Annotated in this window: 18 protein-coding genes; 12 read left to right on the top strand and 6 right to left on the bottom strand. The window is 32.4% G+C overall.

What is annotated here, in order from left to right; genetic code table 11:
- The first annotated feature begins 1 nt into the window (after position 1).
- The 3 genes from HZY91_RS04770 (at position 2) to HZY91_RS04760 (ending at position 1,998) form a co-directional block, all read left to right on the top strand.
- Entirely contained in the window at positions 2–679 is a 678-nt protein-coding gene (locus tag HZY91_RS04770; protein WP_197115122.1) for an ATP-binding cassette domain-containing protein, read from the top strand.
- 419 nt (positions 680–1,098) lie between these two features.
- A complete protein-coding gene (locus tag HZY91_RS04765) occupies positions 1,099–1,464 on the top strand; it encodes a DsrE family protein (protein ID WP_197115121.1) in 366 nt (121 codons plus the stop codon).
- A gap of 324 nt (positions 1,465–1,788) precedes the next feature.
- Complete coding sequence (locus HZY91_RS04760) at positions 1,789–1,998, top strand: nucleic acid-binding protein (protein ID WP_197115120.1); 210 nt, start codon at positions 1,789–1,791, stop codon at positions 1,996–1,998.
- Between the two features lie 1,015 nt (positions 1,999–3,013).
- Here HZY91_RS04760 and HZY91_RS04755 read toward each other — a convergent pair.
- Both HZY91_RS04755 and HZY91_RS04750 read right to left on the bottom strand, forming a co-directional pair.
- Positions 3,014–3,658 carry an NAD(P)-dependent oxidoreductase gene (locus HZY91_RS04755; RefSeq protein WP_197115119.1) on the bottom strand — a complete coding sequence of 215 codons (645 nt, stop codon included), beginning with the start codon at positions 3,656–3,658 and terminating at the stop codon, positions 3,014–3,016.
- Complete coding sequence (locus HZY91_RS04750) at positions 3,655–4,572, bottom strand: DMT family transporter (RefSeq protein ID WP_197115118.1); 918 nt, start codon at positions 4,570–4,572, stop codon at positions 3,655–3,657. Before HZY91_RS04750 ends, HZY91_RS04755 begins: the two co-directional genes overlap by 4 nt.
- Before the next feature lie 96 nt (positions 4,573–4,668).
- Here HZY91_RS04750 and HZY91_RS04745 point away from each other — a divergent pair, with 96 nt between their 5' ends.
- From HZY91_RS04745 to HZY91_RS04715, 7 genes are all read left to right on the top strand, one after another.
- Positions 4,669–5,067, top strand: a complete 399-nt coding sequence (locus HZY91_RS04745; protein ID WP_197115117.1) for a GntR family transcriptional regulator — start codon at positions 4,669–4,671, stop codon at positions 5,065–5,067.
- Positions 5,067–6,008, top strand: a complete 942-nt coding sequence (locus HZY91_RS04740; RefSeq protein WP_197115116.1) for an aminotransferase-like domain-containing protein — start codon at positions 5,067–5,069, stop codon at positions 6,006–6,008. Before HZY91_RS04745 ends, HZY91_RS04740 begins: the two co-directional genes overlap by 1 nt.
- Before the next feature lie 286 nt (positions 6,009–6,294).
- The gene (locus HZY91_RS04735) at positions 6,295–6,723 is read left to right on the top strand and encodes a VOC family protein (protein WP_197115115.1); all 429 of its coding nucleotides are present in this window, start codon (positions 6,295–6,297) and stop codon (positions 6,721–6,723) included.
- A gap of 20 nt (positions 6,724–6,743) precedes the next feature.
- On the top strand, positions 6,744–7,064 hold the full coding sequence (locus HZY91_RS04730) for a TfoX/Sxy family protein (RefSeq protein WP_197115114.1): 321 nt from the start codon (positions 6,744–6,746) through the stop codon (positions 7,062–7,064).
- A 177-nt stretch (positions 7,065–7,241) separates the two neighbouring features.
- The gene (locus tag HZY91_RS04725; RefSeq protein WP_197115113.1) at positions 7,242–8,261 is read left to right on the top strand and encodes a GrpB family protein; all 1,020 of its coding nucleotides are present in this window, start codon (positions 7,242–7,244) and stop codon (positions 8,259–8,261) included.
- 280 nt (positions 8,262–8,541) lie between these two features.
- Positions 8,542–9,825 carry an acetamidase/formamidase family protein gene (locus HZY91_RS04720; RefSeq protein ID WP_197115112.1) on the top strand — a complete coding sequence of 428 codons (1,284 nt, stop codon included), beginning with the start codon at positions 8,542–8,544 and terminating at the stop codon, positions 9,823–9,825.
- Positions 9,826–10,125: 300 nt separating this feature from the next.
- Complete coding sequence (locus tag HZY91_RS04715) at positions 10,126–10,320, top strand: hypothetical protein (protein ID WP_197115111.1); 195 nt, start codon at positions 10,126–10,128, stop codon at positions 10,318–10,320.
- Positions 10,321–10,569: 249 nt separating this feature from the next.
- On the opposite strand, the gene HZY91_RS04710 is transcribed toward HZY91_RS04715, so the two are convergent.
- Both HZY91_RS04710 and HZY91_RS04705 read right to left on the bottom strand, forming a co-directional pair.
- Positions 10,570–13,527 carry a M14 family zinc carboxypeptidase gene (locus tag HZY91_RS04710; protein ID WP_197115110.1) on the bottom strand — a complete coding sequence of 986 codons (2,958 nt, stop codon included), beginning with the start codon at positions 13,525–13,527 and terminating at the stop codon, positions 10,570–10,572.
- Positions 13,528–13,541: 14 nt separating this feature from the next.
- Positions 13,542–13,862 carry a hypothetical protein gene (locus tag HZY91_RS04705; protein ID WP_197115109.1) on the bottom strand — a complete coding sequence of 107 codons (321 nt, stop codon included), beginning with the start codon at positions 13,860–13,862 and terminating at the stop codon, positions 13,542–13,544.
- A 299-nt stretch (positions 13,863–14,161) separates the two neighbouring features.
- Between HZY91_RS04705 and HZY91_RS04700 the strand changes: the two genes are divergently transcribed.
- Both HZY91_RS04700 and HZY91_RS04695 read left to right on the top strand, forming a co-directional pair.
- Positions 14,162–14,605, top strand: a complete 444-nt coding sequence (locus tag HZY91_RS04700; protein ID WP_197115108.1) for a MarR family winged helix-turn-helix transcriptional regulator — start codon at positions 14,162–14,164, stop codon at positions 14,603–14,605.
- Positions 14,592–14,858: a hypothetical protein gene (locus HZY91_RS04695; protein ID WP_197115107.1), complete on the top strand. Its 267-nt coding sequence runs from the start codon at positions 14,592–14,594 to the stop codon at positions 14,856–14,858. Before HZY91_RS04700 ends, HZY91_RS04695 begins: the two co-directional genes overlap by 14 nt.
- 138 nt (positions 14,859–14,996) lie before the next feature.
- Here HZY91_RS04695 and HZY91_RS04690 read toward each other — a convergent pair whose 3' ends face one another.
- On the bottom strand, positions 14,997–15,404 hold the full coding sequence (locus HZY91_RS04690) for a VOC family protein (RefSeq protein WP_147667900.1): 408 nt from the start codon (positions 15,402–15,404) through the stop codon (positions 14,997–14,999).
- A 71-nt stretch (positions 15,405–15,475) separates the two neighbouring features.
- On the bottom strand, positions 15,476–16,519 hold the full coding sequence (locus HZY91_RS04685; RefSeq protein ID WP_197115258.1) for an IS1595-like element ISBsp6 family transposase: 1,044 nt from the start codon (positions 16,517–16,519) through the stop codon (positions 15,476–15,478).
- Positions 16,520–16,558: the final 39 nt, after the last annotated feature.

The raw sequence follows: 16,558 nt of genomic DNA, 5'->3' as shown, positions 1-16,558 counted from the left end.
TTTGGATTTAAAAGTAAGAAATTTTAAATATAAAGATGAGGTAATCATTGAAGATGTCCTTTTTAAGGTGAAATCTAATAAAGTAAATTATTTAATTGGAGAAAATGGTTCTGGCAAATCAACTTTAATACAAATATTCTTAGGATTAATTCAAGGTGAAAATATACATCGAGATTATCAGCTCCGCAACGATTATGTTTATTTTATGCAAGCAATCCCAATGTTAGATTTATCTTGTAAAAAAAATATTCAATTGATTCTTGGAATACTTTTTAATAAATTCAATATTTCCTTGACGGATATTGAAAACAGAGTAGACAAATATATATTTAATTTTTTTGAAAAAAATTGGGAAAAGAAATATTCTGACCTTTCTGGAGGAGAAGCTCGATTATTACAGCTTTTTTGCTATTTACAAACTGAAAAAAAATTAGTAGTACTTGATGAGCCTTCTGCGAATATCGACAGACTTAATGTGACTTATATTTTAAACTATATTCAAAATCAGAATAAAACTTTTTTAATAACTACTCATGATTATAGAGATTTACTTGCAACTGAAAATTATTCTGTTACTTGTATTGAGGATGGGAAAGTTTCTTTTTTTGGAGATAAAAATGAATTTGAAAGCATTGAAACTTTTGAATCTGACTTTTTAAATCAGTTTACTAATAGATGAAAATCAATTTTATTTTTAAATCATAATAGAGTAATTATACAATGTAGAGGGATATAAGGGTTTCAATTGTAATTAAAATTCACTGTTTGTTAGGAAGCAAACGGGTATATTTAAAAACGTATCGAGAAAATCGAGCGAGGATTTTTTTATAAGCGACTAGGTTTCCAAAAGTATGATGAAACTGAGACCCATTGGCTAATGGAAAAATTACCGGAATTATAAATAAGAGACTTAATAGGTTCACGTTAGTGCTCGTTTTTGAAATTATTACGTTGAAGAAATATCTGTTAATGGCTATACTATATAGTAATAAGTTGATGAATGATCAGAATGTTTATAGAAGTATAGACTTGCAAAAGAAAATATGTTTTACATTAAGTGAGTAGATTTTAACATCAAAATAAGGAAGGATAATTAAGATGACTGATTTATTAATAACATTAACCCAAAAAGAAGACAATGCCAATAATGTTACCGTGGCATTTACTATGGGAAAAATGGCTCTTTCAAAGGGGCATTCTGTTAGCTTGATCCTCTTATCAAACGCTGTTCACCTAGCTGAGCGTGGATATGGAAATAAAATCGACATTGGGGAGCCTTTTCAACCAGTTGGTGAGCTGATTTTTGAATTTATAGCCCAAGGTGGTGAAATCAAGGTTTGTTCAGCTTGTATGAAACATAATGGGGTCTCTGAAGATAATTTGATGGAAGATGTGGAGATTATTACAGCGGAAGATGTTATTTCCATCATAATGGACTCTAAGAAAAGTTTACAATTAAATTAAAAGTCATTTAGAATCCATAAAGAGGCTAAGCATGGCTAGAACATTTATTAGTTGAAACTGTAATATAAAGTAGGAAGCATCTGAAACGTTGTGTTTGTTGTGATCACAGGTTAAGGAGCTTCCTATTTAATTTTTGCTAATAGAAGAAAAAATGGATATCAAGGGTTGAGCTCATAATCTTCCTTGAAAACAATTGAACATTGGTGGTTCGATTGAAAAGTAAATTTAATTGTTAAAGACTCATTGGGGATAATATCAGATATTGGAGAGTATAACAGCTTAATATTATATTCTATTTTTACTTAGAATTTAGGGAGGTGTTTTATGAGAATATGTATTCGTTGTAATACTAAGATGGTAGAGAATTGTGGCATAAAAGTAAAAGGTGCAAGATACGGTGTTGTCCTCACAGATGATGAAGATAAATGGTTTGGAGGTAGACTAGGAGAACCAAAGGTAGCTATTTGTCCAAGTTGTGGTGAGGTATCGATTTATCTAGAAGATGTCAATAAATTAAAGAATCAAGAAAGATAATTGCCAGTGTGTATAAAATAGATATCAGAAAATATTCAATGAATGAGATGAAATATAAAACAACCGAAAGTCGTAAGACTTTTGGTTGTTAATTTAAAAAAAACATATGTCTTTTGATAAATAGTTAATAAGAGAGGTGAGCTTATGAAACGTTCAATAATGAAAGACTTTGTAAGCTGGAAAGAAAAAATCTTAAACCTTTATTATTAACAGGAGTTCGTCAGTCGGAAAGACTTATATTTTACAGAAATTTGGTCGAGAACACTTTTTAATAAGGTTGTTTATTGAAATTTAGAAAAAGAACCGCAAATTGGCCAAGTTTTTGAACGTAATTTTAACATTACACGAAGAGCAAGTGAATTATCAAATTTTTTAGAACAAGCAATTGATGTAAATAGTACTTTATTGATTTTAAAAGAATCTCGATTTTTCTCTAAATAGATTAAATATGCGATTGAACTCTTGACCCTATCCTTGGATGAAGATTGCAATTCAAAAACTAGAACCTATTAGTACGGCTTAATTGAGAAAGTCGAAAATGATTAAAAAAACCTTACTACGGTAAAGATTCTTATCGAGGAAAATGAGCGATCATAATTTCTAAACAAGGTGGCCCTGAATGATTCCATCTGTTGAATTTTCGCACAGGACTTAGGGTTGTTAAGTATCCATTGAAGTTATCAGGTGTATCAAAAATATTTTCCTATCAATTAGATAAACTAAATTTAAGTAGTTTTGAACATGATGACTATAATTGTCGAGTAGAAAAGCTAATCAATAAAATGTTTTCAAGACATGTTGAGGGTGGGGACTCTATGTGGGGACAGCCTAAGAATAGTCGGAGTTTAGAACCTATAAAATCTTTATTCAATGAAATAACCGGAAAAATGCAATTTTATGACGTTTTTCCGGTGTTTATATAGTACATTTTCCTTATATTTAGTAAGAATATAGGAAGGCTAGATTCCAAAACGTAATTTGTAGGGGAACATATTTAGTTGTAAATATTGTAGAGCTAAATAGTATATTTTTCTAATGAATACACACTAATATGTTTACCAATATAATTCCTATTCTTAGCTTCATCTAATATTGCAATTGCAAAATCAGCATAGCTAATCTCACTTGTTCCATAATTTAACACTGGTAATTCATCTGTTCCGGTAACATAATTGCCTGTTCTATCTCCTTCAAAAATAAAATGTTCTACTGGGCTAACATATGTCCAAAGATTGTAGTCGGAAGATTTTAGAATTGTTAAAACATCATTGCCAGCATTTGCAACTGGTAATAAATGACTTGGATAGTCTGATGTATCCTTAAGTTTTATTTGTTTTTTCTTATTCACAAATAAAGCTCCAGCTCCTCCCACGACTAGAAGTCTAGTGGTGTCATTAATAATTTTCAACAAATGTTCCATCACCTCTTTATGAAGATGTACATTTTTTCCCCAAGAACCAAAAGCATGAATAATTACATTAAAATCTTGCAAAACTTTTGCTGTTAAGTTTAAAGCATCGACTTCTATAAATGGAATGTCATTCCTTCTTAATTTTTTTGCATCTCTTATAATAGCAACTACGTCATGACTATTTCGAATAGTTTCTTCAAGAATTAGAGACCCTGAGCGGCCCGTAGCACCAATTATACCGATTTTCATATCAATTTTTCCTCCTTAAATTTTCCAAAATAATTAGTTCCAATAACACCAATTAGAATGGTCACAATACCGACAATATGGTTAATATTAATGATTTCGTTTAAAAATATAGAGCCAGCTAACAAGGTTATTATAGGAGTAATGTTCATTAGGACACTAAATTTGGCAGTTTCAATTTGAGATAGCGCAAAATTCATTAATAAAGAACTACTAAAACTTGATAATACACCTAAGTATAGTGTTGAAAATAAGAATGAGTAATTGGTTAACGGTTCTAAAATAGAGATGCCAGTATTATAAATAGTATGATCCAGAATTTGGATTGTTAAGAAAGTAATAAAACCTATTAAAGTCATAACAAATGTCAGTGTGTCGTATGGGTAATTGCGTGAAAGTTTTCGAGATAGTACATTATAAAATGAACTTGCTAAAGTTGATAGAAGTAGCAATGTAGTACCAAACAAAGAAAAAACTTCCATCCCCGTTGCATTGACAACTGTGATATAAACTACACCTGCTATTGAAAGCAAAATCAAAACATTTTGATATAGATTTGTTCTCTCTTTTAAAATATACATTGCAAGAATTGCAGTGAAGATGGGTGCAGTTGCTGTTAATATCCCGGCTTCTGTTGATGATGAGTAAACCAGACCAAACGACTGTAAGCTAAAAAACAGAATTGGGTAAAATAAAGCAAGTGGAGCTATTTTCGTAAAATCACTAAAATTTAAATGTATTTTTATACGTCGCAAAAGTAACCAGAATAATGATGCTAATGTTGCAAAAAAGAATCGGTAGGTTAATAAGGCTAGTGGAGTTACGTACTTGAGAGCTATTTTTACGAATAAGAAAGAAAATCCTATAATTATCACTTGAATTAAAGCAGCAATATATGCTTTTGTCTGATTAGTCATATAAAAACCTCCTTAATCTAATTCTAATTTCTTGAACAAGTGTATTCAATTCAATAAAATAGCATCTGTACAAGTACAGATGTTAGGAGGTATAGGGTGTATAAATATCAAATGATCGCTAATACTATTTACAATAGAATTCAAGAAAATATTTATGAGTCTGGAGAAAAATTGCCTTCTATAAGAGACCTAGCTAAAGAATTTAACACAAGTAAACAAACAATACTACAGGCATTTAAAACAATAGAGCAGAGGCATCTTGTATATAGTCAATTAAAAAGTGGTTACTATGTTGTTGATAAAAAGTTGACCATTAGTCCTGAACAAGGCAGGACAATTAACTTTACAAATGCATCGCCAAATATAATAAATTTTCCATATAAAGATTTTCAGCATTGTATTGATAGAGCTTTTGACACATATCAATATGAGCTTTTCAATTATAATTTGTCAAAAGGCTTAGATCCATTAGTGAAGACGATAAAGAATTATTAATGGATTATCAAGTATTTTCAAGCGAAGAAAATATATTTATAACAAGTGGTATTCAACAAGCTCTTTATCTTTTATGTAATATGATTTTTCCTAATTCAAAAGAAAAAATACTGATCGAAGAACCTACTTACCCGCAAATTATTGAATTAATAAAGCTGATAAAATTACCTTATTTAACGATTCAAAGAGCTGATAATAAACTCGATCTTGAAAAAATTGAAACCCTTTTTTCAGAAGAAAATATTAAGTTTTTTTATGTCTCATCACGATTTCAAAATCCTTTAGGCTTTAACTTAACGAAAGAGGAAAAGAAACGAGTGGCAGAGTTAGCGAGTCAATATGATGTTTATATAGTTGAAGATGATTACATGGCAGATCTTGATTCAGATGATAAGAATGATCCTATCTTTTATTATGATATTAGTGATAAAGTTATTTACTTAAAAAGTTTTTCTAAAATTATGTTCCCTGGGCTAAGAATAGGAGTTGCTGTCATCCCAACTGAATTAATATCAGAATTTTCAAAACATAAGAAAAATTCAGATATAGGTAGTTCTGTATTTTCTCAAGCGGCCTTAGATATTTATATAAAGAGTGGAATGTTTCAAAACTATAAGCATAATATTAAAGCTTCTTCGTTAGATCGGATAAAAAGTTTTATTGATTCTATTGAAAAGCATTCTATAAAAGAAAAGATTGATTATTTGCCGCCGAAAGCATTGAAGACACATATTAAGTTACCAACTAATGTTCATGAGAATGAAATAATTAGTAGTGGTCTAAATAATAAAGTAATATTGATCAATTCTAATGATTTTTATATTAATATAGAGAATAATCCAAAAGATATTTTGTTGATTGAACTAACCAATCTGACAAATTCACAGATAAAGAGAGGTGCAAATATAATTTTAGATATATTAAGCAAAAAAATTAAATAATTCAATTTAAGAAATAAATTATTAGAGATAGGAGGTTGCATTACAATAAATATGAATTTTTCGAGGTATAGAATACGATAGCAACAAATATCAATAGTAATCAAGAAAATTCAATAAAGTTTGAAAAAACAAAAGTATTTTCATTTGTCTGTGGTGGAAGCTATTGTTTATTGAATATATAAAAAGTAATTTCCAGGACAGAATCATTATGAAAATTCATAAATAATTGTTCTTAAGATATAAGTACAAGAAGTAGAAAAATAAATAAAGATTCTTGGAGGTCATAATGAATAAAATCACTTGTATTTGTTTAGGTGTGAAAGATATGGAAAGGTCAATAAAGTTTTATAGAGAAGGCTTAGGATTTAAGACTGATTGCAAGGAAGATAATCCGCCAGTATGCTTTTTTAATACAACGGGCACCAAATTTGAATTGTTTCCTTTAGAGCAATTAGCAAAAGATATTGATGAAAACAACCCACCAAAGGGAAATGGGTTTTCCGGAATGACATTAGCGTACAATGTTGAACATAAAGAAGATGTTGATTGTGTAATTGAATTAGTACGAAATGCTGGCGGAAAAATTGTAAAAGAACCACAAGACACCTTTTGGGGTGGTTATCATGCATATTTTTCGGATTTAGATGGATATTATTGGGAAGTCGCATGGGGTTCGAATTTTCAGTTTGATGAAAATGGACTATTGAAATTTTAGTAATTAAGGAAGATATAAAAATGGCTTCAAGTAAAGAATATTTAGATTTCATTTTAGAACAACTATCAGAGTTGGAAGAAATAACATATAGATCAATGATGGGAGAATATATTGTTTATTATCACGGAAAAATTGTTGGTGGAATTTATGATGATCGATTTTTAGTGAAGCCTGTTAAATCTGCAATAGCATATATGCCAAATGCAAAGTATGAGTTACCATATGATGGAGCAAAGGAAATGCTATTGGTAGATGATGTTGACAATAAAGAATTCTTAACTGGCTTATTTACTTCAATGTATGATGAGTTGCCTGCACCAAAACCAAAGAAAAAGAAATAATCAAATCTCAGTTTATCGAGCTAGATTTCAGATTTGATTCGGTGGGTTGTATATGTATGTCGATATTTAATCGGGGAAAGTTCGGGGTATGTATTTTAAGGTTAAAGGCTTGGTTGATAGCTGTAAAATAAGTTGTTGGATGGTGTATTTTTTCGATTGGAGATAATAGGAGGGAAAATGGAAAGAAAATTAGAATTAAAAGAGTATACAAATGAATGGATTGAAAGGTTTTTGAAAGCCCGAAAAGAAATCAAAAATATACTAGGTGCTGAAGTGATTGAGATTCACCACATCGGTTCAACATCGATACCAAACATGTCGGCTAAAGATATTGTAGATATCTTGGTTTTGGTAAAAGATATAATAAAAATCGACACATTCAATGACGATATGAATTTAAACGGATATAATGCCAAAGGAGAAAATGGTATACAAGCTAGGAGATACTTTCAAAAACTTTCAGATGATGGGGTCAAGCATCGTATCCATGTTCATGTCTACCAAATAGGTAATAAAAAAGCCTACGAGGAGCTGAAATTTAGGGATTATTTAAGATTAAATAATAGTGCGTTTAGTAGATATTTAAATGCAAAAAAAGAAGGTATACAATTATGCAAGAATTCGATAGAAGAATATCAAAAATATAAGGCGAAAATTATTAGAAAATTATTAGAAGAAGCAGATGTTTATTTTAACGATTCTATAAAAGCAGAGGTTGACTGTTCTTTTTCAAAAGAAAAAACATGGTTTAGATATAGAGCGGCTGCTATAATTGTTGATGATAGTAAGGTTCTTTTAGCTAAAAATTCTAGAGATAATTATTATTATTCAGTTGGAGGAGCTGTCCATTCAGGTGAAACTTCATATGAGGCAGTAATACGAGAAGTTTATGAAGAAACTGGAGTTGTTTTTGATATGGATAGACTTGCTGTCATTCATGAAAACATATTTTGGGGTAAAGATCCAGGATTTGAAGGGAAAATTTGCCATGAAATATGTTTTTATTATACGATGAAGGTTCAAAATTCATTGGAAATTGCTCATTCTTCGACAACTTCTTGTGGATATGACGAGTGGGTAGAGTGGGTGGCAATTGATAAATTAGAACAAGTTATAGCTTATCCAGTATTTTTAAAAGATTATTTGAAGTCAAATCAAGAAGAAGTTATTCATATTGTAACAAACAGGATAGAATAAGAGATTTGTGTAGATGTTTTATAATATAACAACATCTTGTCCTAACGTATATAGAATTTATGGAAGATACAAGATAGTGAAGTTGGATTTCTAGTTTAAGGTGATTAATATCACCTCAATAAACAGGGAGTGACTAGGGCTTGACTATATTGTAATTTGATTTTGAAAGTGAAGGCTTAATAATAGAGTCAGTTAAAAAGCATTCTTTTCTTACCGGGAATATTCGAAGCTATGTTATAATCAGTAAAAAGTAAACGCTCGAATCCGAGGAGGAATATAAATGAACTTTAAAAATGTTGTTTATGTTAATGAGTTTACTAATGGTGTGCTCGATCCCGTTGTTGAGATGCAGTACTTTGTGAAAGATGGTGGTCATATAATTGCCAATACAGCACCTGGTTGTTGGGGACCTATGATTACGCCTAAATTGCAAGGTGGACATGAGGTTACTAAACCAGTCTATGTTGAAGGTGCTGAGGTTGGAGATGCGATTATAATTCATATTGAAGATATACATGTTACTTCTTTAGCAACTGCCTCTGGTAGTGATCAAGCGGTCAAAGGAGCGTATACGGATGATGCTTTTATTGATGCGAAATGTCCTCATTGCGGTATTTTAAACCCTGAAACTTATATTGATGGATATGGTAAAGAAGCTATTAAATGTAAGAATTGTGATAAGTCATTTTTACCATTTGATTTAACGAATGGTTATACAATAAAATTTGATAACGATAGTCAAATTGGAATAACATTAAATGAACATTCAGCAAACGCGGTGGCCAAAGAGGCAAAAGCGTATATGAATACGCCAGAAAATTCTATTCAAAATCCCATCGCCACTTTAGCGCCACATGATATTGTTGGGGCAATTGCCCGTATGCGTCCTTTCTTGGGACAATTAGGGACAACACCATCTCAAGCATTTCCCGATTCGCATAATGCGGGAGATTTTGCTCAAGCTTTACTAGGAGCCTCTCATGCTTTCGGAAAAACAGAAGAAGATTTAAATCATAGGACAGATGGACATATGGATATCAACCGAGTTCGGGTAGGAGCGAAAGTAATTGCACCCGTAAAAGTGGCAGGTGCAGGTGTTTATCTTGGAGATATGCACGCTATGCAGGGAAATGGTGAAATTGCAGGTCATACAGCCGATGTTTCTGGTGTAGTTCGCTTGAAAATAGAAGTGATAAAAGAATTGACCATTGAGGGGCCAATCTTACTATCAAATGAAGATGATTTACCTTATTTAGCTAAACCTTTAACAGAAAAGGAAAGAGCTCTAGCTAAAAAAATGGCTGATCAATTGGGAATAGAGTTAGAAGAGTCTTATCCTATTTCGTTTATTGGAACAGGGGCTACACTCAATGAAGCGACCGACAATGCGGTTACGAGAGCGGCTAAATTATTTGGTGTTTGTAAAGAGGAGATATTAAATCGTTGTACAATCACAGGTAGTATTGATATTGGTAGACATCCTGGTGTGGTAACAGCTACTTTTTTAGCGCCGAAAGGCTATCTAGAAAAGATAAAAATGCTGGAAGTTGTGAAGAAGAAATAATCTTAGAGATTCGAAAAGAAAATTTGAAAAGCCGAGTAAGTTATTTATACTTACTTGGTTTTTTGTTTCGATAAAAATTTGGAAAGGAATAGAAATCAAGGAGCTTAATCAAAAAAACATAATATATAATATTTTTTCGATAACGAGAAGATGAATAGAATTCTTTCCGACGATTAAAAAGTCATTAAAAACTGTAAGAATAGTGGTTTTTCAGTATTTAAGTGTACGAGGTAAAATGGGGTTATGCTATAATAAAAACAAAAAATTTTAAATGTTTGGCTATAAAAAAGGGGGAATTTTATGAATAAAGATTTGAAGTTTATTTTGATAATTGTGGTGGCAGTTTTTGTGGCTAGCTTTTTCTATGAGAATATCTTTGCTAAGATGCCTTTAAATATTTGGTTAGCGAGAGCGTTAGGTGCGATTATAGCGGGTGTTGTGGGCCTAGTCCTTTCTAAAGTTTTTAAATTGGATTATGTTGATAAACAGAACTAGTTTGTAATTGGTTGAAATTTGAATTCTTTTGCGGTTTAAATTTTGTCAGTGAGGGGAGTAGTTTGGAATTTTTACATTGTAATAGATGAAAGTCTTTGTTCATTATAATGTGGGACTGTGCGCAAAGTTAACTTTAAACACCACTGATATACTTATTTCAAATTAAAATTGTCTTCTTGGTGAGATCCAAGAAGACAATTTTTAGACTCTTTTTTGGTAATACTTTTTGCTTTTCAGAGTACAATCTCTTTATTCTTCAATTGTAGATTCTTGCGATATTTCTTCATCTGAGCTTTCGGTCTCTTCAGTTTCTTCCTGTGATTCTTCTTCCGATTCGTCTTTTGACTCTTCCTCTGTTTCATCTTCTGATTCGTCTTCCGATTCTTCAGCTTCTTCTTCGGGTTTTGTTTTTATTTCAGTTTTGGGAGTAGATAGTTTTAGTCCTTCTCCTAATAAGAATTTATCAGAGTTAATACTATACAATGCATTTGCTAACAACCGATATAGGTGGCGAGTGTGAGCTTTATTGGTTACATCACTTGCAAAGAAGACAAAGTTTTGCTTATCAATTCTATCAGTAAAGCCTAAGACTTGCCCTTTTACGAAGTCATGGTCTGGCCACCAGCCTTCTATGTAAAAGTCATCCTGATCAGAAACTTTTGCGAATACTTTTGCTTCTTTACGGGGTTGATTCATTATACTTCCAGAGGAAATATAGGCAATATCTTCGGATAAATAAGAACCGCTGATTGGATTACTTGGATCATAATTTGCTTTTAATAAACCTTCATTGGTCCATCCTTCTTCATTCATTTGGAATTCTAAAGGATATAAAGATTTTTCTTTAACGGCTGATAGGGCCATTGAGCCAATTCCTATATAATGTTTGTCTTTTAAATCATCCGTTTCAAACATTCCGGAAGAGTCAACCACCACATTTGCGTCTTCGAGCTTATCAACGATATTAAAGCCTAAGTTTTTCAAGACAAATTTTGTAGAATCTGCGAGCTCAGAGTAGTTTGAACTGGAAGGTGTTAAGAAAATTTTAGGTTGTTCAATTTTCATAGTTTCCAATTTGTCTGGAGCATTCGTGAGTTCTACCAATAACCCCTCTAAATTAGATTCTAAATCTGATGTTTCAACGACATAGTCTCCAATATTAACCTCTTCGGTACTCTTAGTGACCATGTGGACTGGTTTGTCTTCATCTAATAACTTATTGATTAATAGTAAAGCATCATTATTTGAAGCTTTTACAACCGCTTGATCGGTATCGACTGTAATGATGGTTTCAGGTTTGGGAATCTCTTCTGTTATTTCAGTCATTTTATCCGTAAATAAGTTAGCCTCTCGAACCGGAATTGAAGTAAAACCATGCATCATCGGATAGTTTAACACAATTTCAGCATACATTGCTTTCCAAGCGGATTCGTCCATTCCTTTATATAGTGAAACATTGACCAATGAACGTTTAGCTTGATTCATGGGGATAACAATTGAACCAGCTGGATATTTTTTCTTATTATAGGTGACTTCTTCGTCTGATTGATAAACTTTAACACCATTTCTAAGGAAAAATTCCACCATATTGTATACTTCATTGACATTTTTTTGGTTATCAGCATCTAACGGTAAAATATAATAATCTGGGAAGAAATTTTCATTATCACCACGAGGTCGGCTTCCTAGACTACCATCTGCTTGGATTAACCATGTATCGACAGATTTATTATCTTCATTTTCCACTCCACGACGGAAAATCTCTAATTGATTCTTATAAAGTTGTGTTTTATTATCGAGAGCATAATTAATCGATCCAATTACGGCATGTTTAGCTGCAATCAAACTTTGCTCATTTTGAGCAGGGATTTCTACCGTGTGTCCTAGAGCCCCATGCATCATAGAGAAAACAGCTGTATAACCTAAGAAAGCATCGTCCCAACCATCCTCATAATCAAACATTGGAATAATGTAGGAAGAATAGTCGCTATTTGCAACGCCTGTATCTCCCATAGCACGTGCGTTTCCAATGGCTCCAGGTTGATTGTCCTTAACATCTTTCGTTTTGGGATCCATTTCTCCTCCCATTAATAAATCGTATTCAAAGTTAGGTTCGTGAGGAGGCGTAGTAGGTTCGATGAGGAATTCTGGAACAAAGCCATGTAAATCGATAAAAATAAGTGGATTATACTTTGCGATTGTCGCAGACATTGATTTTGTTTCTGCTTGTGTTTGATAGATGTTATCACGGTTTATATCCATTTTGTGTGAATTTTCCCGCGAGTTATTAAATTTACCATCCGGGTTTTGTGTGATACAGAAAATAAGAATAAAATTATCTAAAACCTCAGATAGTTTTAAACTATCTAGTTTATCTTTTTCAGAGCTATTAAAGATAATTTCATCTTTATTAGCCAAATCTTTCAATAAATCTATCTGAGCGTCAACACCAGGAGATTCATCAGGATGAGTATTATTGATAAAAATTGGGATCTGATAATTAGCCTCTTTTTTGGCTATTTCTTCTGATAAGGCTGCAGGATCGTTTAAAGCTTTTGGAAGTGTATTATTTAAGTAATTATCTATACTGGCTTCATCCTTCGCTATAATGACTAAAGGAATTTCTCTACCTTCATCACTCTGACCGATGGATTCATATTTGAAGAAACGGTCTTCCTTTTCATTACCAGCTTGAATAATTTTATCAAGTTCAGGTTGAATATCTTCATATTTATGAAAACCTTGATAATTGTCTATTTGAATATCAATAGTCGCTTCCTTTCCACTAGCTTTATCTTTTACGGTTAGTGGATAGGTTCCTAGTAGCTCTTCAAATGTCCACCGTGGGTAGGGTCTCAAATCAGTAGCATCTATTCCATAAGGAAGGGCATTCGTTAATTTACCTTTAAGGGTTGTTCCCTCAAGTGAAAGATCTTCTACTCTGATCCATGGTTCAAGATCATATTCTTCAGTTTCCATATTAAACCCTTTCCATTCACTTAGTGGTTTATCACCTAAATGGAATGATAGGTTCTCAACTGAAATGTCTGATCCTAAATCCACTTCAAAATCTAATGATTTCTTTTCTGTTAATAGTATTTGAGTATCTTCCATTGTAATTGATTGGGCATAAACATTTATGATCGGCAGTATAAATGTATTTAAAGCTAGTATCAGTGAAAGTACCAATTTAAATATTTTTTTCATTGAAAACTCCTTTCTTATTTTGCGAACATAAAGGGATCTGGCTTAATATAAAGATTGCCATTTTCGTTTAAAAGGGTGAAAGTATACTTTACGATGTTATGATGTATAAGGATTTTACAGCTTACTTTGATCTCGTGGTTCGTGATGTCAATCGTTTCAATCTCTTTAAGTCTACCGATATCGATCAATGCATATTGACGACGTTGATTAAACGCTTCAAAGCTTATCCGATTTCTAAAAGAATTAGATAGCATTCGGTAAAATTGACCCCTATCATTAGTGTAATAGGCATGATAGAAGTCATGAATGAACTTCTCAATAATTTTTTTCTCCATAAACAGCCCCTTTCTTCAGAACTTAAAATAGCGCTTACATCGTTCAATATAACACTTTGTATGGGGAGGATCAAATGAACCGTACCTGCTTTATAGTAGAAGCAGTAATGATCTAGAAACTCTTTAAAATTTGAATTGTGACTTTGTTTTTGAAGGTTCAGTTCGGGCTATCTAGTAAGAAGAAATTATCTCTAAATATTTTTATAGGTATGGAGTGGTCAAAAGTTTTACTAGCGGGAAAATCTAAGATATACTATGAGCAGTAACTAGTTACCACAGGGTGAATAAAGGAGAGCAAGATGGAAGCAGAAATAAAAGAATTATTTGCTAGTATTTTTATGGTGGAGAAGCGTTTGACTTCAGTTTGTGAGAAGCTCCAGGTTGAGATTACGATGAAGCAATGGCTACTTTTAGCCCTAGTGATGCATAGTGAGGAGAAAATGAACTTTACGGAATTGGGTAAATTGATGGGATGTTCTAGACAAAATATAAAGAAACTTGCAAGTATGCTTGAAGAGAAAGGATTTATAATGTTTGAGGAGGGGGTTAATAATTCGCAGTACATTCACGTTCTTGACAAGGCTTATCAGTACGGTCAGGAAATGGGAGCGAAATATGACAAGACTTTGGCTATCTTGTTTCAAGATTTTTCGCAGCAGGAGATTCAAAGCTTTCTCAAATTTTATCAGCGATTAACAGAAAATATTGAATACTTGGAGGGACAAGTGGATGAAATATGCTAAAGTAGTTCTGATTATGCTCATCATGATTATTGGCGGAGTACTGATCTTGAGTCGTTTACCGTCTAAAATGCGTGACAAATATCAAAAAGATCAAGAGGACTATTTTTTCAATCATCGACAAACTGAGCAAGGAAAGTTTAACTTAGATGAATTGGCTGAGTTCCCGCAACCGATAATAGAATATCTTCAAAAAATGGGTTATTTAGGTCAAAAAAAAATGAATGGTATCCGTTTATTTTTTAGGCTATGTTAAAGTTTATTGTTGATATAAGGTAAAAAATTAGAACTTCCATTTTTCTGGAAGTTCTATTAAATAATAATGTTTTAATCAACTAAAGCACCCGTTTATGAAAAATGTAAATAAGTTAAACAGCTTGTTTCACTTAAAGATTTATAGGTGAAGATCTTTTTCTGTACAAGTAATTTCTATCGTATGATTCATTGGATCTAAAACAGGAAAACTCCAATACCCTTTCCATTTTGGCTCAATAAAATATCTTGGTATTTGATTACTTAATATGGAATGGACAATGTCATTAAAATCTTCTCTATCACACTCTAAAGACCAACCTATTCTAGGTTCTGTTCCACCTTGCCAACCTGGTTGAATGGCAAACTTATTTGATGGTGGATTAAAATCTTCATTGTAATCTATACTTAATTGGTGTTCACCAATCTTAAATGCAATCGAACCTTCATCATCCCATATGAGGTTTAACTGTAGTATATCTGAGTAAAACCACTTCATTTTCTTCAAATCGTTACAAAATAGATACGTAAATCCCCATCGCTTTGCCATATTAAATCTCCTTCTTCAGAAAATTTGCTTCTTCCACTATCCTGCCCCGTTAGTTGAATAAGAAACACTGTTTAAACAGCAAATTTAGTTAACCTAATTGTATCATAAGTTTCTGAATTCTGTACTAAATTCCCTCTGATTATCAAATCATTCATTGTTACTTCATTTCTTTGATGTTGGATACTTTCTAAGACCTGAAACCAAGCAAGGTAATTGTTTAAATACTTGGTCGCAACACCATTAAATCGTTGTATCCAACCTTTTAGTCTTCTATGATAATTATTCACGTTCTGGATGTGGTAAAGCCCCTTTGTACGAATTTTACCATCGGACTTGAATTGGTAAATATCCATTCCCTTTTCAGCAGCATATGTTTTAAATGCACGCCAAGAATCCGTGCATAGTATATTTTCATTTGAAAGCTTATGCCCGATGGCTTTATCTAACTGTACTTTCGTTAATCTACCCATACCTAATATCTGCGAAATAGTGGTCTTGTCACGGTCTCTTGCAACTAATACACACACTTGTTCATTACTTATGCCACGTTTCTTTGCTGAACCACCACGTTTGCGAGGTTTTCTACCTTTAATTTTTCTTTGTCCTTTTTCTGAGTACAAGAAATAGGTCTCGTCCATTTCAACGATACCTTCAAAATTTGGTATTTCCATTTGCTTTAACGATGATAATAGTTTGTGCCTCCAATAAAATAAAGTGACGTGAGTAATGTTGCCGATTAAGTTAGCAGACTTCCGAAGAGAATAACCTTCAATCATACACTCAATAAATTTAATCCACTGGTTAAGGTGACGAGTTCGATAGAGAACGGTATTTGTGAGGTCGGTAAATGTCTTTTTACAAGCCTTATAGCGATAGCGTTGCTTTTTAACTTCTTCACCATCAACGATTGTTGTATATTTACCGAAGCGAACAATATGTTCTGATGTACAATCAGGACATTCATACCCATTCTTATTCTTACGTTCAGATATTTCGTGAAGAACGGTTCCAGTCGAACTTGATGCTCTTAGTGCATCAATTAAATATTCACGCAATCTGTGCTTCTCTGCGGGATTTAGTTTTTGAATGGCTTTAAGGATTTCAGTCGCTCTCACAATCATCACCAACCCTAATGTAGTTAGTTCAATTATCAA

The sequence above is a fragment of the Facklamia lactis genome, from assembly GCF_015863205.1.
GTDB classification, from domain to species: domain Bacteria; phylum Bacillota; class Bacilli; order Lactobacillales; family Aerococcaceae; genus Facklamia; species Facklamia lactis.
This window is presented reverse-complemented; position numbering and strand designations above follow the sequence as displayed.